The 13937-nt window shown below is 52.9% G+C and carries 12 protein-coding genes and 5 tRNA genes; 14 read left to right on the top strand and 3 right to left on the bottom strand.

Features of this window, described 5'->3' with window-relative positions; translation table 11 throughout:
- The first annotated feature begins 19 nt into the window (after positions 1–19).
- The 5 genes from ACMHXI_RS02985 to ACMHXI_RS02965 all read left to right on the top strand — a co-directional run bounded on the left by ACMHXI_RS02985 (position 20) and on the right by ACMHXI_RS02965 (position 718).
- A tRNA-Glu gene (locus tag ACMHXI_RS02985) sits at positions 20–95 on the top strand.
- Positions 96–307: 212 nt separating this feature from the next.
- Positions 308–383 (top strand) — tRNA-Glu (locus ACMHXI_RS02980).
- Positions 384–418: 35 nt separating this feature from the next.
- Positions 419–494 (top strand) — tRNA-Ala (locus tag ACMHXI_RS02975).
- Positions 495–531: 37 nt separating this feature from the next.
- A tRNA-Glu gene (locus ACMHXI_RS02970) sits at positions 532–607 on the top strand.
- A gap of 35 nt (positions 608–642) precedes the next feature.
- Positions 643–718 (top strand) — tRNA-Ala (locus tag ACMHXI_RS02965).
- Between the two features lie 390 nt (positions 719–1108).
- Here the strand turns inward: ACMHXI_RS02965 and ACMHXI_RS02960 are convergent.
- Positions 1109–2938 (bottom strand): ABC transporter ATP-binding protein, encoded by a 1830-nt coding sequence (locus tag ACMHXI_RS02960; RefSeq protein WP_107110320.1) that lies wholly within the window; start codon positions 2936–2938, stop codon positions 1109–1111.
- Between the two features lie 278 nt (positions 2939–3216).
- Here ACMHXI_RS02960 and ACMHXI_RS02955 point away from each other — a divergent pair, with 278 nt between their 5' ends.
- From ACMHXI_RS02955 to ACMHXI_RS02925, 7 genes are all read left to right on the top strand, one after another.
- Complete coding sequence (locus ACMHXI_RS02955; RefSeq protein WP_156019307.1) at positions 3217–4815, top strand: DNA-3-methyladenine glycosylase 2 family protein; 1599 nt, start codon at positions 3217–3219, stop codon at positions 4813–4815.
- A 106-nt stretch (positions 4816–4921) separates the two neighbouring features.
- Positions 4922–5491, top strand: coding sequence for a methylated-DNA--[protein]-cysteine S-methyltransferase (locus tag ACMHXI_RS02950; RefSeq protein ID WP_238336444.1), 570 nt, complete (start codon positions 4922–4924; stop codon positions 5489–5491).
- A gap of 88 nt (positions 5492–5579) precedes the next feature.
- Entirely contained in the window at positions 5580–6041 is a 462-nt protein-coding gene (locus ACMHXI_RS02945) for a dual specificity protein phosphatase family protein (protein ID WP_144133700.1), read from the top strand.
- Positions 6042–6125: 84 nt separating this feature from the next.
- Positions 6126–7643 carry a phospholipase D family protein gene (locus ACMHXI_RS02940; protein ID WP_071239193.1) on the top strand — a complete coding sequence of 506 codons (1518 nt, stop codon included), beginning with the start codon at positions 6126–6128 and terminating at the stop codon, positions 7641–7643.
- Between the two features lie 75 nt (positions 7644–7718).
- Positions 7719–8615 carry a chemotaxis protein gene (locus ACMHXI_RS02935; protein ID WP_028781045.1) on the top strand — a complete coding sequence of 299 codons (897 nt, stop codon included), beginning with the start codon at positions 7719–7721 and terminating at the stop codon, positions 8613–8615.
- Between the two features lie 141 nt (positions 8616–8756).
- On the top strand, positions 8757–9977 hold the full coding sequence (gene sstT / locus ACMHXI_RS02930; RefSeq protein WP_025012087.1) for a serine/threonine transporter SstT: 1221 nt from the start codon (positions 8757–8759) through the stop codon (positions 9975–9977).
- Positions 9978–10615: 638 nt separating this feature from the next.
- Entirely contained in the window at positions 10616–10951 is a 336-nt protein-coding gene (locus ACMHXI_RS02925) for a hypothetical protein (RefSeq protein ID WP_223828843.1), read from the top strand.
- Positions 10952–11048: 97 nt separating this feature from the next.
- On the opposite strand, the gene ACMHXI_RS02920 is transcribed toward ACMHXI_RS02925, so the two are convergent.
- Together ACMHXI_RS02920 and ACMHXI_RS02915 are read right to left on the bottom strand one after the other, a co-directional pair.
- On the bottom strand, positions 11049–11702 hold the full coding sequence (locus tag ACMHXI_RS02920; protein WP_413733956.1) for an RluA family pseudouridine synthase: 654 nt from the start codon (positions 11700–11702) through the stop codon (positions 11049–11051).
- A gap of 99 nt (positions 11703–11801) precedes the next feature.
- Positions 11802–12395, bottom strand: a complete 594-nt coding sequence (locus ACMHXI_RS02915) for an ACP phosphodiesterase (RefSeq protein WP_028781043.1) — start codon at positions 12393–12395, stop codon at positions 11802–11804.
- 146 nt (positions 12396–12541) lie between these two features.
- On the opposite strand from ACMHXI_RS02915, the gene ACMHXI_RS02910 reads away from it, so the two are divergent.
- Together ACMHXI_RS02910 and queA are read left to right on the top strand one after the other, a co-directional pair.
- Positions 12542–12703: a hypothetical protein gene (locus tag ACMHXI_RS02910; protein WP_156019312.1), complete on the top strand. Its 162-nt coding sequence runs from the start codon at positions 12542–12544 to the stop codon at positions 12701–12703.
- A gap of 58 nt (positions 12704–12761) precedes the next feature.
- The gene (queA, locus tag ACMHXI_RS02905) at positions 12762–13799 is read left to right on the top strand and encodes a tRNA preQ1(34) S-adenosylmethionine ribosyltransferase-isomerase QueA (protein ID WP_025889444.1); all 1038 of its coding nucleotides are present in this window, start codon (positions 12762–12764) and stop codon (positions 13797–13799) included.
- Positions 13800–13937 lie beyond the last annotated feature (138 nt).

Raw genomic sequence — 13937 nt, 5'->3', positions numbered from 1 at the left:
GTTAAACAGTGAGTCCGGGGTCCCCTTCGTCTAGAGGCCTAGGACACCGCCCTTTCACGGCGGTAACAGGGGTTCGAATCCCCTAGGGGATGCCAATTTCGCAGTGTTTAACAAAACCTGTACTCCTTTCACAGAGTCTAAAACGTGAGTCCGGGGTTGGCTTAGCCTAGAGGCCTAGGACACCGCCCACTTTCCTTAGGTAGAGAGTCGGCGGTAACCGTGGTTCGAATCCCCTAGGGGATGCCGCATTTTGCAGCGTTTAGTAAAACCTGTACTCCTTTCACAGAGTCTAAAACGTGAGTCCGGGGTCCCCTTCGTCTAGAGGCCTAGGACACCGCCCTTTCACGGCGGTAACAGGGGTTCGAATCCCCTAGGGGATGCCACATTTTCCAAGAGATTTTGTTTTTGGCAGAATTTCGGGGCTATAGCTCAGCTGGGAGAGCGCTTGCATGGCATGCAAGAGGTCGACGGTTCGATCCCGTCTAGCTCCACCAAATACTCTTATCACAGAGGTTAAACAGTGAGTCCGGGGTCCCCTTCGTCTAGAGGCCTAGGACACCGCCCTTTCACGGCGGTAACAGGGGTTCGAATCCCCTAGGGGATGCCACATTTTCCAAGAGATTTTGTTTTTGACAGAATTTCGGGGCTATAGCTCAGCTGGGAGAGCGCTTGCATGGCATGCAAGAGGTCGACGGTTCGATCCCGTCTAGCTCCACCAAAGATTCTCCTTCAAGAGAAACACTAACCACCTCAGGGTGGTTTTTTGTTATCAGTCCTTCAACGTTTGCTTCCTATCAAAACAGCACGCTCTAACCCCGAATGGATTGATTGTTAGAGTATTTGTCCAACCATGTATCGAGACATGGCCCCAAAATGCAGATCTTATTAACTGCTCTTATCAGGCTCAGGCTTCACTACCGATACGCCAGATTGTTTTGCCCGGATACCCGCCGAGTTACTACTTGAGTAAAAAGTCGCTACTCGAGTAAGCAAGTCACTGTTAGTCAAGGTAAGTGTCTCTTTACATGGAAGGCTTAAAAAACAGGAAGCCGCGATGGCTTCCTGGAATGTTGTTCTATGCTGAAAAGCAGGGCGGTATATAGATATTTTAGTCTACACCAATAAAACCGCCTGTTTGGTGGGCCCACAGCTGGGCGTAAATCCCTTTGCTGCGGATCAGTTCCTGATGGCTGCCTTGTTCGACGACTTTGCCCTGATCCAGCACTATCAATCTATCCATAGCAGCTATGGTTGATAGCCTGTGAGCGATAGCGATAACGGTTTTTCCTTCCATCAATTGATAGAGGCTTTCCTGAATTGCCGCTTCCACTTCCGAGTCGAGTGCCGAGGTGGCTTCATCCAGGATCAGGATTGGCGCATCTTTCAATAGCACTCTGGCGATGGCAATACGCTGCCTTTGACCGCCGGATAATTTGACACCCCGTTCACCCACCTGGGCATCCAGCCCGGTATTTCCCGACGGATCTGTCAAAGAGGCGATAAACTCACTGGCCTGGGCCTTGATGATCGCCTGCTCCAGTTCCTCTTCAGTGGCATCGGGACGACCATAAAGAATATTTTCTCTGATGGATCTGTGCAGCAAGGAGGTATCCTGAGTCACCATGCCTATCTGTGAGCGCAGCGAATCCTGGGTGACTTTACGTATATCCTGACCATCTATCAGAATTCTTCCCTTTTCCACATCATGAAAACGCATCAGCAGATTGACCAAGGTGGACTTACCGGCACCCGAGCGACCCACCAGACCGACTTTTTCACCTGGCTTGATCTGTAAATCCAGCCCTTCCAGCACGCCGCTCTGTTCTCCATAGTGAAAGCTGACCTTATCGAAATCGATTTGCCCTTGCTCAACTAAAATGGCTTTGGCGTCTTCGGCATCCAGAATGCGGGTGGGTTTGGACAGGGTGCTCATACCATCGGCCACTGTCCCTATATTTTCAAACAGTGAGCTGATTTCCCACATTATCCATTGCGACATGCCGTTGAGCCGCAGAGCCAGGCTGACGGCAATCGCTATGGCGCCGACACTGATGGCACTGTCGCTCCAGAGCCAGATGGATACGGCTGCCACGCTAAAGGCCAGGAAATAGTTCAGCAGCTGCACACTGACGTTAATTCCGGTGACCAGACGCATCTGCCTGTGCACGGTATCCAAGAAGGTTTTCATGCTCGACTGAGCGTATTCGGCTTCCTGCTGGGTGTGGGAGAAGAGTTTGACCGTGGCAATATTGGTGTAGCTGTCGACGATTCGACCCGTCATGGTTGAGCGGGCATCGGCCTGCTCGGTAGACACGGCTTTCAGCTTGGGCACGAAATACCACTGCAGGCCGATATAGATGGCAAGCCATGCCAACATGGGCAGCATCAAGCGCATATCGGCACTGGCTATCATCACCAACATGGAGGTGAAATACACCATTATGTAGACCAGCACGTCCAAGAGTTTCATCACGGTTTCCCGCACCGCCAGAGAGGTTTGCATCACCTTGGTGGCAATGCGGCCGGCAAAGTCGTCCTGATAGAAGGAAACACTCTGTTTCAACAGGTATTTGTGCGCCAGCCAGCGGATAGCCATCGGATAGTTGCCCAGCAGACTTTGGTAGACAATCAAGGCGTGCAGCAAGATGAGTACAGGCAAGAGCACGAGTACCAGCAAGGTCATGCCGAGTAACTTGAGTCCTTCATCCTGCAGCAGGGTTTGTGGATCCTTGTCTACCAGCCAATCAACCAACTGCCCCATAAAGCCAAACAGCGACACTTCCAGCATGGCCAGAATTGCGGTCAATATTGACATCAATATCAGCGGTCGCTCGAAACCTTTGGTGTAGTGGCGGCAAAAAGCATAGAGCCCTTTGGGCGGCGGAGATGGTTCTATATCCGGCAGTGGATCCGTCCAGTGTTCAAAGCGGGAAAACAACGTCTTTATCATGGCCTTCTCTTGGCAAACTGTTATGGGCGATTTATCTCTTGGCAAAGAATGATTCTTGCCCGGTTATGCGGGCAGACATCGGGCCTTGCGGATCTGGAGTGATTTTTATTCAAGCCGTTCCAGCATACCCAATTTTTATCTGTAGGGCAGCTATTATTCCGGATCAATAGTTTGGGTTTGGTCTCGGGGTTCAGTTCCGTTTTCCGCTGGTTTCCCCCGTGTTCGCGGGGTAATCTGCATCCAGGTTATAGACGATAGCGAAACAGATGATGACGATTTTTACCGAGCTCAGCACCGACACCTGTCGCCGGGCGAGACTTAGTCGCGATCCCAGGTTTGATGGCCGCTTCTTTATCGGGGTGAAGACGACGGGGATCTATTGCCGGCCTATCTGCCCGGCGGTGGCGCCGAAAGAGGAAAATGTCGATTACTTTTTCTCGGCCGCCGCCGCGGCAAATCAAGGTTTGCGCCCCTGTTTGCGTTGCCGGCCGGAAAGCGCGCCCGGCTCCTGTGCCTGGAAAGGCACGAGAACCACGCTGGAGCGGGCGGTAACCCTGATAGAGCAGGGCGCCTTGAGCGGCGAGTCGGCGAAAGGTGTCGAGCACTTGGCACAGCGCCTCGGGATCAGCAGTCGTTATCTGCGCAAGCTGTTTGTCGAAGCGCTGGGCCTGTCTCCCAAGCAATACGCTGCGTTTCAGCAATTGATGTTTGCCAAGCAGTTGCTGCACCAAACCCGGCTCCCTATCACGCAAGTGGCCTTGGCTGCGGGATACACGAGTATTCGCCGTTTCAACGAAGTGTTTCAGAGTCAGCTGCAGCTAACCCCGTCGGCACTCAGACGTAGCGCTGATACGCAAATGGACGACAGTAACAGGCTGCAACTTTTTTTGAGTTACCGGCCGCCTTATGCCTGGCAAGCGCTACTTGATTTTTATCGCCTGCGGGCGGTAACAGGAATGGAGTGGTTTGAACTTGATGGCCGCCAGGGCTATGGTCGCAGCCTGTTACTCAACAGCGACAAAGGCGGGTTCAAAGCTTGGTTTTTTGCCGAGTTGCAGGCCTCGCAAAATAGAGTCGCAGTTACCCTGGCATTGGAAGAGGGCGCCGAGCTTAGCTTGTTGCCGGTATTGGTCAATCGGATAAGAAGGATATTGGATCTCGACGCTGATATGCAGCAGGTTGAGCAAGTGTTGCAACCTATCACACTGGCAGACTCCACCTTTGGTTGGGAGCCGGGGCTGAGACTGCCGGCAGCAGGCTCTCTGTTTGAAGCCGGTGTGCGGGCTGTTCTGGGCCAGCAGGTCAGCGTTACCCAAGCCACCAAACTGTTGGGGCAGTTGGTGGCAGCCAGAGGTGAGAGGCGAGTTATCGCCGGGTGCGAAATCAGCTTCTTTCCCGAGCCAGAAAGCATGTTGGCGGCGGACTTTGACGAGTTGAAAATGCCCGCAAGCAGAAAGACGGCATTGGCTGAGTTGGCGCGTTTTCAGCTTGAGCATGGTGATGCCGAGCCCGAGGCTTGGCTCAGTTTGAAAGGGATTGGCCCCTGGACCATAGCCTACGCCAGAATGCGCGGGTTGTCGGATCCTGATGTGTTGCTCGGCGGCGATTTGATAATCCGTAAGCGTCTGCTCACGCTGCTTGGTGAAACGACAATCTCGACCGAGGTTAACGGGAACTTGACTCAACTTAACCCGGATTCGGCTAAACAAGGTGCAGTTGGTCAGCATAAAGGCAAGAAAAGTATGGACAACAAGAGTGGCGCCAAGAAAAGTGCGGCCCATTACCAAGCGTTACTGCAAGGTGTCACTGAAGCGGCGTCGCCCTGGGGCAGTTATCTTACTCTACAACTTTGGCAGTCGGCATAGAACCCATTAATAGCAATGAATGAAGAGCTCTGAGATGGGTTGCAGAGGTGACAGGCATCAGGGTCAAACTCCTATTCAAAAGCCATAAAATCAAGGGATTAATCCTATGAATACACAAGATAAACCGAGCTTGGCCGTATCGCTGAGTAAAGAGTGGCCGGCAGCAGAATTGGTGCCGGTGGCGGAGCTTATCATGGATTCGGCTGTGGGCAGGCTGTGGCTTGCTGCGGGGCCCCATGGGTTGTCACATCTGTCGGTTTTGACGGGGGATGACAGAGAGCGCCGGATCCCGCTGGCGAGCGCGAATGCGGCGCAAAAGGCGCGGGCTGAGGCGATATTGGCGCAGACCAAGAGCCAGCTATCGGAGTATTTTGCTGGCGCCAGACAGGTATTCGAGTTGCCTTTGGCTCCCAAAGGGACACGCTTTCAACGCACCGTTTGGCAGGCGTTGGTGGGGTTGTCCTACGGCAGCTTCACCAGTTACGGCGAGCTGGCCATAAAGATTGATAACCCGAAAGCGGTCCGCGCTGTCGGCACTGCCAATGGCGCCAACCCGATAGCGATTATCGTGCCTTGTCACAGAGTCATAGGCAAGGATGGCAAGTTGACCGGTTATGCCTGGGGCCTGGCCATGAAGCAACAACTGCTTGACTTGGAAGCAGGTCGTCCAAGTTAATCTTTTTGGCATAAATCAACGAAATCCTCCGGCGATTTGAGGTATTCTGAAGCCTGACTGAAGTCGCGTATTACTGAGGAAAACACAGATGCAACCACTCTTTTGGCTGGAAGAGGGAGAGTTGGCAGGAAGCCGGGGCCCAGCAGGCCAGAACTGGGATCTCGATGAGCTGCAGCGCTCCGGGATAGGCGCGATTCTTTCCCTGGCTGAAAATGTGGTGGCCGATTGGCCTCAGTCGCCATTTGAGTTTGCCTGTATCCCTTTGCCGAGTGGAGAAACCCCGCTGGATGCCGATTTACGGCTCTGTGTCGAACAGTTGCCCAAGGCGCTCGACTTTATCAAGCGCCAGCGTGCAGCCGGGCTAGGGGTACTGGTTCATTGCGAGTCTGGGCAAAACCGTACTTGTCTGTTGCTGGCCTACTATCTGATGGAACATGGTGTGGCACCGCTGCATGCGGTTTCCCGTGTTCGAGCGGTGGCCGATGCCGCCTTTGAATCCCATGGCTGGGACCAGTTTGTGTTCGATGTGCTCTATGCTTTACAGGAATAGCAAGCCAGAGCAGGAGGCGGGAATGCTGGATCCCGGAACGAATTAATGCTTGAATACTCTTCACTATTTCGAAGAATATTCAAAATGTTGCCACAGTTTGGAATACTGTTGATCCTCTTGTCCTTGCTGAGTGCCTGTAGCTCGGCACCGACACGGGATCCCGCTTACAGCGACTCCAGCTATCTGGCAACGCCGGAGAGTTCTGTCTTGCTGGATTATCTGGAACCTCAATTGTCCATCCACCCATCGCAGACGGGTGTGCTGCCGTTGGCCGAAGGTGTCGATGCCTTTATTGCCAGGTTGGCGCTTATCCGCAGTGCCCAGAGCAGTATCGATCTGCAGTACTACATTTATCGGGCCGATGAAACCGGCAAAACCCTGGTGTGGCAACTGTTGGAAGCTGCCGAGCGCGGTGTGCGGGTAAGGCTGCTGCTGGATGACACCACGAGTGCGCCGCTCGAATCCGGACTGGCGGCCTTGAATCATCATCCCAATATTCAGGTTCGCCTCTATAACCCGGTATATTCCCGCACCTTCAGAGGCTTGTCTTGGCTGTTCAGTTTCGCCCGCTTGAACCACAGAATGCACAATAAGTCGCTGACGGTGGACAACATGGTTTCTGTGGTGGGAGGGCGCAACATAGGCAATGAGTACTTTTCTGCCAACGATGAACTTGAGTTCGGTGACTTTGACTTGCTCGCCATAGGAAAAGCCGTCCCGGCTATCTCTGATCAGTTTGATCTTTACTGGAATGCGCCGCTGACCATTCCACTTGAGCAGCTGCTGCCCAAGCGTCTGACCCGGGAAAAACTGCTGCAGGCCGATGCCAAGATGCGGCAGGAGCAGCAGGCGATGCAGGATCACCCCTATTATCAGCGCCTGTTGCAGAGCCAGTTGATAACCAACATGGAGCAGCAGCAACTCGACTGGTATTGGGGCGAAGCCAAGGTGTTGTTTGACCCGCCCGATAAGCTGCGCAGCGCCGAGCCCGAGAGTTGGATGCTGGCCGATATTGGTCGTTTTCTGTCCCAGGTTGAAAACAACATACTGATCATCTCGCCCTATTTTGTGCCCACCGCCAAAGGGGCCGATGCCCTGGCACAGGCGGTAGCCAATGGCATTGAGGTTACTGTGGTGACCAATAGCCTGGCAGCCACAGATGTAGTGGCCGTGCATGCCGGCTACAAGAAGTATCGTCGGCAACTGCTGGAAGCCGGTGTCAGCCTCTATGAAGTCAAGGCCGACCCTGACCATAAGCCTTCTTCATGGCGCGGCAGCTCACGCACCAGTCTACATGCCAAAACTTTTGTGCTGGACGATAAAGATGTGTTCGTCGGCTCGTTCAATTTTGATCCCCGCTCTGCCTGGATCAATACTGAAATGGGAATTCTGCTACATCAGCCCAAGCTTGCCGAACACATGCAGCGGCAACTGGGCGGCGCCTTACTGCGCAATGCTTACCGATTGGCGCTGGAGGAGGATGAGCTTGTGTGGCACGACGATGCCAAACAAGAGGTGTTCTATAATGAGCCTGCCGCCGGTTTCTGGCGCCGTCTCAGTGCCGATATCCTCAGCCTTTTGCCTATTGAGTCGCAATTGTGAACTGCAGTAGGCCACCATAGGTTCAAGCCTGTGTTATCCTGAAGCGTTTAACTTATTGTCTGTTATGGTGTTGTTATGAAGAGTAAGGCCAATCAATCTCAGGGACTGCTGCTGTTTCATCTGTCGGCAAGCCAGCTGTTTGCCATCGGCACCTTGAAGATCCGTGAGTTGGTACCTTATATGCCACTAAACCAGATCCCCCAATCTCATTCAGCTGTGATGGGTGCGGTAAACTTCAGAGGACACACTATTCCCGTAGTGGATATGGCGGCGGCCGTTGGTTATCGCCCGGTCACCGCAGAGGAGCGCAAGAGCTGTTTTATCATCATCACAGATTGTCAGCGGATGGAGATAGGCTTTCTGGTTCGCGGCATAGACAAGATCCTCGAATGTAACTGGCGAGATATTGAATCACCGCCGGATAACCTGGGACGCAATGCCTATCTGACCGGAGTGACCCGTTACGACAATAAGCTGGTACAACTGCTGGATGTTGAGTTGCTGCTGTCGAAGATTTTCCCGATTGCGGCCCAGAGTGTGGCCATGCTGACCGATGTGCAAAGGGAAAGGTTGAAACCGCTGCGGATCTTGCTGGTGGACGACTCCAAGGTGGCCAGAAAGCAACTGTCCGATGCGCTGGATTCCATAAATATCCCCTATGAAGTCACCTCAAACGGTGCTCAGGCTTTGGCCATCATGGAAAAGGCCGCGGCCGAAAAACGCCCTGTGGATCTCCTGGTGAGCGACATCGAAATGCCGGGTCTGGATGGTTATGAACTCGCCTTTGAGGTGAGAGACAAACCGGCACTCGCCGGAGCTTATATTATTCTGCATACCTCGCTTTCCAGTGAGATCAGTGTCAGCCAGGCGCACCAGGTAGGTGCCAACGAAGCCCTCACCAAGTTCGATGCCCATGAACTCATCGAAGCTATGCTCAGAGGCGCCCAAATTGCACAAGATAGTCAAAAATGACATCACTGTTGCCAAAATGCGTGCTCAGGGTTATCCAGACGACACAAATAGGCTTCAAAGCTAGACATTAGCGGTTTCATCCGCTAAAAACGTAACTCCTGTGGCACTGGTGCCAGAAAGATAATAACGACAGGTCAGGCAATGAACCAATCTTCTTTACTTTTGGCCCGATTGGCCAAGAGCAGTCTTGTACTGCAAATCCTTTTGGGGATCATCGCGGGCATGGGGCTCGCACACTTTGCTCCGGAATGGGCAAAGAGCGTTTCTTTCCTTGGAGATCTTTTTGTCGGCGCGCTTAAGGCGATAGCGCCGATCCTGGTATTTCTGCTGGTGGCGGCATCGATTGCCAATCAGAAGAAAAATACCAAGAGCAATATGCGGCCAATTATCGCCTTGTACCTGTTCGGTACTTTTGCCTCGGCACTTACAGCTGTGGTAATGAGCTTTATGTTTCCCACCACACTCAAGCTCAGGGCGCCTGAACAGTTATTGTCGCCGCCGCAAGGTATTCTGGAAGTTCTCAATACTCTGTTGTTCAAATTGGTCGACAACCCAGTCAATGCTCTGATGAATGCCAACTATATCGGTATTCTGGCTTGGGGTATTGGTCTTGGATTGGCACTGCATCATTCCAGTGATTCGACCAAACAGGTATTTGCCGATGTCAGTCATGGGATCTCACAGATGGTGCGCTTTATTATCCGCTTGGCGCCGATAGGCATTTTCGGTCTGGTGGCCGTGACCTTTGCCGAGAGCGGTTTTGAGGAAGTGTACAATTATGGCCGTCTGCTCGGCGTCTTGCTGGGAAGCATGGCTATCATAGCCCTGGTCGTGAATCCGCTCTTGGTGTTCTACAAGACAAGACGCAATCCTTACCCGCTGGTGTTCGCTTGTCTGAGAGAGAGCGGCGTAACCGCCTTCTTTACCCGTTCGAGCGCCGCCAATATTCCGGTGAACATGGCCTTGTGTGAGCGCCTCAAACTGCATAAAGACACCTATTCGGTTTCTATTCCTCTGGGGGCCACTATCAACATGGGCGGCGCGGCAATTACCATTACCGTACTGACCCTGGCTGCTGTGCATACCACAGGCACCAGTGTCGACCTGCCTACCGCTTTGCTGTTGAGCCTGGTGGCCGCTGTGTCGGCTTGTGGTGCCTCCGGGGTAGCCGGTGGTTCACTGCTGCTGATCCCTCTGGCTTGTAGCTTGTTTGGCATCAGCGACAGCATCGCCATTCAGGTGGTGGCTGTTGGCTTTGTTATCGGGGTCATTCAGGATGCGGCCGAAACTGCACTGAACTCTTCTACCGATGTGTTGTTTACCGCGGCAGTCTGCCAGGCCGAAGAGCGCAAGCTAAGCTAAGGAAGGTGCGAACAAGCCCCATGTGTGCTCTGCGTCGACTTACAGGCCTGGATGCAAGGCGTGGTTCGCAGCAAATGGCCCTAGTCCTTTGCAAGAAGCACAACACAGCAGGCAGGCCTGTAAGCCACGCCCTTCGGGGCTTTCACAGCAACCGGCTCTCTGCGTTATCCGACTTCGACAGGCCCCGGCATGCCTTCAGTCAGATGCCTTGAACGCCAATTGCTGTGCAAGCCACTCTCTACAAAAGAGAAGGCCACGAGGACTTATTCGCACCTTCCCTAAGAAACATTGTTGAAGATAAAGGGCGGCCTCGGGGCCGCCCTTTGTTTTTGGCCCCATTTGCCATGGTGTGACCGTTTAAACGGCCGACGGGAAGGGCATTGTGTGAGTCATTTCATAAATTGCTTAAATTAGCTGCAATAAGTGATCTTGATCACACTTTTATTTTTTCACTGGGCTACACTGCGCACATTAGAGAGATTTCATTCTAACTTATTGGTTTTTAATGATTTGGAATCAAATTTTTCACTTTTCTGTTACTTTTGGCCGGGTAAAGGGGCACTATGAGTTCTATGCTTAATGTCATGCATTTGGGGTCAGCCAAAGAGGCTGGGCTGACATGGTTTAAGGGTATGGATATGTCTGGAGTAGAAAAGCGCAAGCGTCTGCACCGACAGAACGAACAACAGCGAGAATTTCTTGGTTGTTGGCAGGATAGTCGCCCCGGCAGTGGTGAAGAACTGACCCTGTATCGTGAAGGTGGCAAGCTGTTTTTGGAAACCTGGTTCAGCGATGGTTGCCACAGCGTGGATGAGATGAGGTCCAAACAGACCAATGCCGGTTTATGTCTGGAAGATATGGGTGGTAACCTGTTTGGTGAGTACTTTATTTTAACCGCAGAGGGCAAGCTGCAGTTTTGCACCGAAGGAGGCGATAGCTTCAGTCTGGAACCCAAATCTGTGATGAGTGCCTGATAGCAGTCTGATTAAGTCTTGAAAAGAAAACGCCCGCTAAGCGGGCGTTTTCTTTAGCTGTTTTTTCTAAGGCTTTCTTTATCAAGCCTTGCAGGGGTCAGAAAGGTGACAGGCTGACAAAATGCATCTCGGCGCCCGAGTAAGGGTGGCAAAATGCCAGGCTGGCAGCATGCAGACAGAGCCGCGGACGGGCATTTTCAATCTCACTGCCACCATAGAAATCATCCCCTAAAATCGGATGCCCCAATGCGAGCATGTGGACTCTGAGCTGGTGAGTCCGGCCGGTTTCCGGTTGCAATGCCACCAGGCTGGAATCTTCACGGCGCTCAAGCACCTTGTAGTGAGTGATCGCTTTTTTGCCTTGCTCCGAGACTTGCTGCAGAGGCGGATTGGCCTTATCCGCTGCCAGTGGCAAGTCGATAACACCGGCTGGCTGTTCAAGATATCCTGCCACCTCGGCCACATACAGTTTATCGCTTTGCCGCTCTTGAAACTGAGTCTTGAGACTGGACTCGGCGGCCTTGTTGCGGGCGAAAACCATGATCCCTGAGGTGGCGCAGTCCAGCCTGTGCACCAATATGGTTTCCGGATACAGGCGTTGCAAGCGGGTGAGGGCGCAGTCATGGGTTACGGCGGCGCGACCAGGGTTGGACAACAGCCCGGATGGCTTGTTGATGATGATAATATCGCGATCCAGATAGCGGATATCGAGCCAGGGCAGGGCCGGTGGGCGGTACTCAAAAACTTGCATGAACTCTCCTTCGTGAAGGCGCAATTCTAACAAAGCCATAGGCCCGGCAAAAGTGGCTTTGTGGGTTCACCGAACGTGGCAGTTGGCACTTTGCCTCAATCAGAGAAATTCTGCCGGGGTCTTTCTGGCCCATATCCGGCTGTAAGCCATCAATTGCGGGTAAAAGGTTCGAAAGGCGATTTCAATTTCGGTATCGAGTTTTTGCAGCGCCTGTTGGGCGCCGTTGAACAGCTCAGGTTTTGAAAGGCGGCGACTCACACCTGTCACCGCACTGTTGAGTCCCTGGCGGCTTTGATAACTCAATAGCCAATTCTGCTGTTCCATCACAGGCGCCAGTTTGGTTAAGCCTTCGGGTAGGGAGGGAGTTTGCCTTAGGCTCTCGTAGGCCTTGTTGCAAAAGGCAGCTAAAGGTTGATGATGATATTCCTCCCAGTATTTGGCCAGCATATGGTCAAAGGCCAAATCCATCAGTACAGGCGCCACTCTGGCAAGCGGCTTGGGGAAAGTACGCACTAACTCGCGGGTTAACTCGTGGCTATCGGTCAACTTGTCTATCTGTCTATGGAGCCAGAGCCCTTGTTGCAAATGTTTGGGAAACTGTTGGATATTGCCTTTGGCAAAGTCGCCGGCGAGATTGGCGCCGAGAGAGGTTTGGCTGATATCGGCCAGATGCAGGTGTGCAAGGAAGTTCATATTGGCTACTGGGTGTCGAATTCGCCCTCAAGTTACCATGACAAGCCGGCAAATGAAAACAGTCTCTGGCGCCTCGATGAATGTTCTCTTTTTGCTCAGTGAAATAAGATGCTACGCTTAGCGTTCGGTGACGCAGAGGATCAAGGATGATGTGGGACTGGTTCAATAAACTTATCAACAAAACGCCCCGGCCCCAGAGACGCAGGGTCGAGGTGGACATTCCATTCGAGCAACTCGAATATCGGCGCGAGCCCTTCGATGACAACAAGCCCATTGCCGAAACGGCAAACGAACCGCTGGAGCCTTGATCTTAACGCCTCAAATCCCTAGACTAGCCGCCGTTTCCAGCTAAGCCGAGGCCCATTCATGCGTGTAGCAGACTTTTCTTTCGATCTTCCAGAGGAACTGATTGCCAAGTTCCCAATGGAGAAACGCAGTGCGTCCAGATTATTGACTCTGGATGGTAACAGCGGGGCCCTTAGCGACTGCCGCTTCACCGAATTGTTGAACCTGGTTCAGCCAGGCGATCTCATGGTATTCAACAATACCCGGGTTATTCCGGCGCGCCTGTTCGGGCAGAAGGCAACCGGCGGTAAGCTGGAAATCCTGGTGGAGCGGATGCTGGATGATAAGCGGGTGCTTGCCCATGTGCGCAGCTCCAAGTCGCCGAAAGAAGGCAGTGAAATTTTACTCGATGGCGGCTTCAAGATGCTGATGAGAGCGCGTCACGATGCGCTGTTTGAACTTGAACTGGTATCCGGTCCGAGTGTGCTCGAAGTGCTTGAGCAGGTAGGCCATATGCCGTTGCCACCCTATATAGACCGTCCCGATGAAGATGCCGACAAAGAGCGCTATCAGACAGTTTATAACCAAACCCCGGGCGCGGTTGCGGCGCCGACAGCCGGTTTGCACTTTGATGACAGTATGTTGGCCGAGCTGAAAGCCAAAGGCGTGGATATTGCCTTTGTGACCCTGCATGTTGGCGCCGGTACTTTTCAGCCGGTGAGGGTCGATAACGTACTGGAACACAAGATGCATTCTGAGTGGGCCGAAGTGCCGGCCGAGGTGGTGACAAAAATCCACAACACCAAGGCGGCCGGGAAACGGGTGATCGCGGTTGGCACCACTTCGGTGCGCTCGCTCGAGAGCGCAGCCCGCGCCAGTGAAGGCGAATTGCAGGCCTTCAAAGGGGATACAGATATTTTCATCTATCCCGGATATGAGTTTCAGGTAGTGGATGCCATGGTCACCAACTTCCACCTGCCGGAGTCGACTCTAATCATGTTGGTCAGTGCTTTTGCCGGCTTTGATGAGGTGATGAACGCCTATCGGCACGCGATTGCCGAAAAATACCGCTTTTTCAGTTACGGTGATGCCATGTTTGTGACTAAAAAAGCTCACTGATTACGACTTTTGTTTTAAAATACCCGCCTCAATGAGCGGGTATTTTGTCTTAAGGGTGAACCTTTTGCCTTTTTGACCCTCTGTTGTCTATACGCTGCGGCCTAAGTCCGCGTAATTAAGGTCAGACTGTTTCTCTGA

Source organism: Shewanella sp. BJSY2023SW005 (genome assembly GCF_047314585.1).
In the GTDB taxonomy this organism is placed as follows: domain Bacteria; phylum Pseudomonadota; class Gammaproteobacteria; order Enterobacterales; family Shewanellaceae; genus Shewanella; species Shewanella algae.
The sequence above is the reverse complement of the archived record's forward strand: the minus strand, read 5'-3'. Positions and strand labels throughout refer to the sequence as shown.

Coding starts and splice junctions, on each gene's coding strand:
- ACMHXI_RS02935 (WP_028781045.1), top strand. CDS start 7,719: ATGAAGAGTAAGGCCAATCAATCTCAGGGACTGCTGCTGTTTCATCTG.
- ACMHXI_RS02915 (WP_028781043.1), bottom strand. CDS start 12,395: ATGAACTTCCTTGCACACCTGCATCTGGCCGATATCAGCCAAACCTCT.
- ACMHXI_RS02955 (WP_156019307.1), top strand. CDS start 3,217: ATGATGACGATTTTTACCGAGCTCAGCACCGACACCTGTCGCCGGGCG.
- sstT (WP_025012087.1), top strand. CDS start 8,757: ATGAACCAATCTTCTTTACTTTTGGCCCGATTGGCCAAGAGCAGTCTT.
- ACMHXI_RS02940 (WP_071239193.1), top strand. CDS start 6,126: ATGTTGCCACAGTTTGGAATACTGTTGATCCTCTTGTCCTTGCTGAGT.
- queA (WP_025889444.1), top strand. CDS start 12,762: ATGCGTGTAGCAGACTTTTCTTTCGATCTTCCAGAGGAACTGATTGCC.
- ACMHXI_RS02910 (WP_156019312.1), top strand. CDS start 12,542: ATGATGTGGGACTGGTTCAATAAACTTATCAACAAAACGCCCCGGCCC.
- ACMHXI_RS02920 (WP_413733956.1), bottom strand. CDS start 11,702: ATGCAAGTTTTTGAGTACCGCCCACCGGCCCTGCCCTGGCTCGATATC.
- ACMHXI_RS02945 (WP_144133700.1), top strand. CDS start 5,580: ATGCAACCACTCTTTTGGCTGGAAGAGGGAGAGTTGGCAGGAAGCCGG.
- ACMHXI_RS02925 (WP_223828843.1), top strand. CDS start 10,616: ATGTCTGGAGTAGAAAAGCGCAAGCGTCTGCACCGACAGAACGAACAA.
- ACMHXI_RS02950 (WP_238336444.1), top strand. CDS start 4,922: ATGAATACACAAGATAAACCGAGCTTGGCCGTATCGCTGAGTAAAGAG.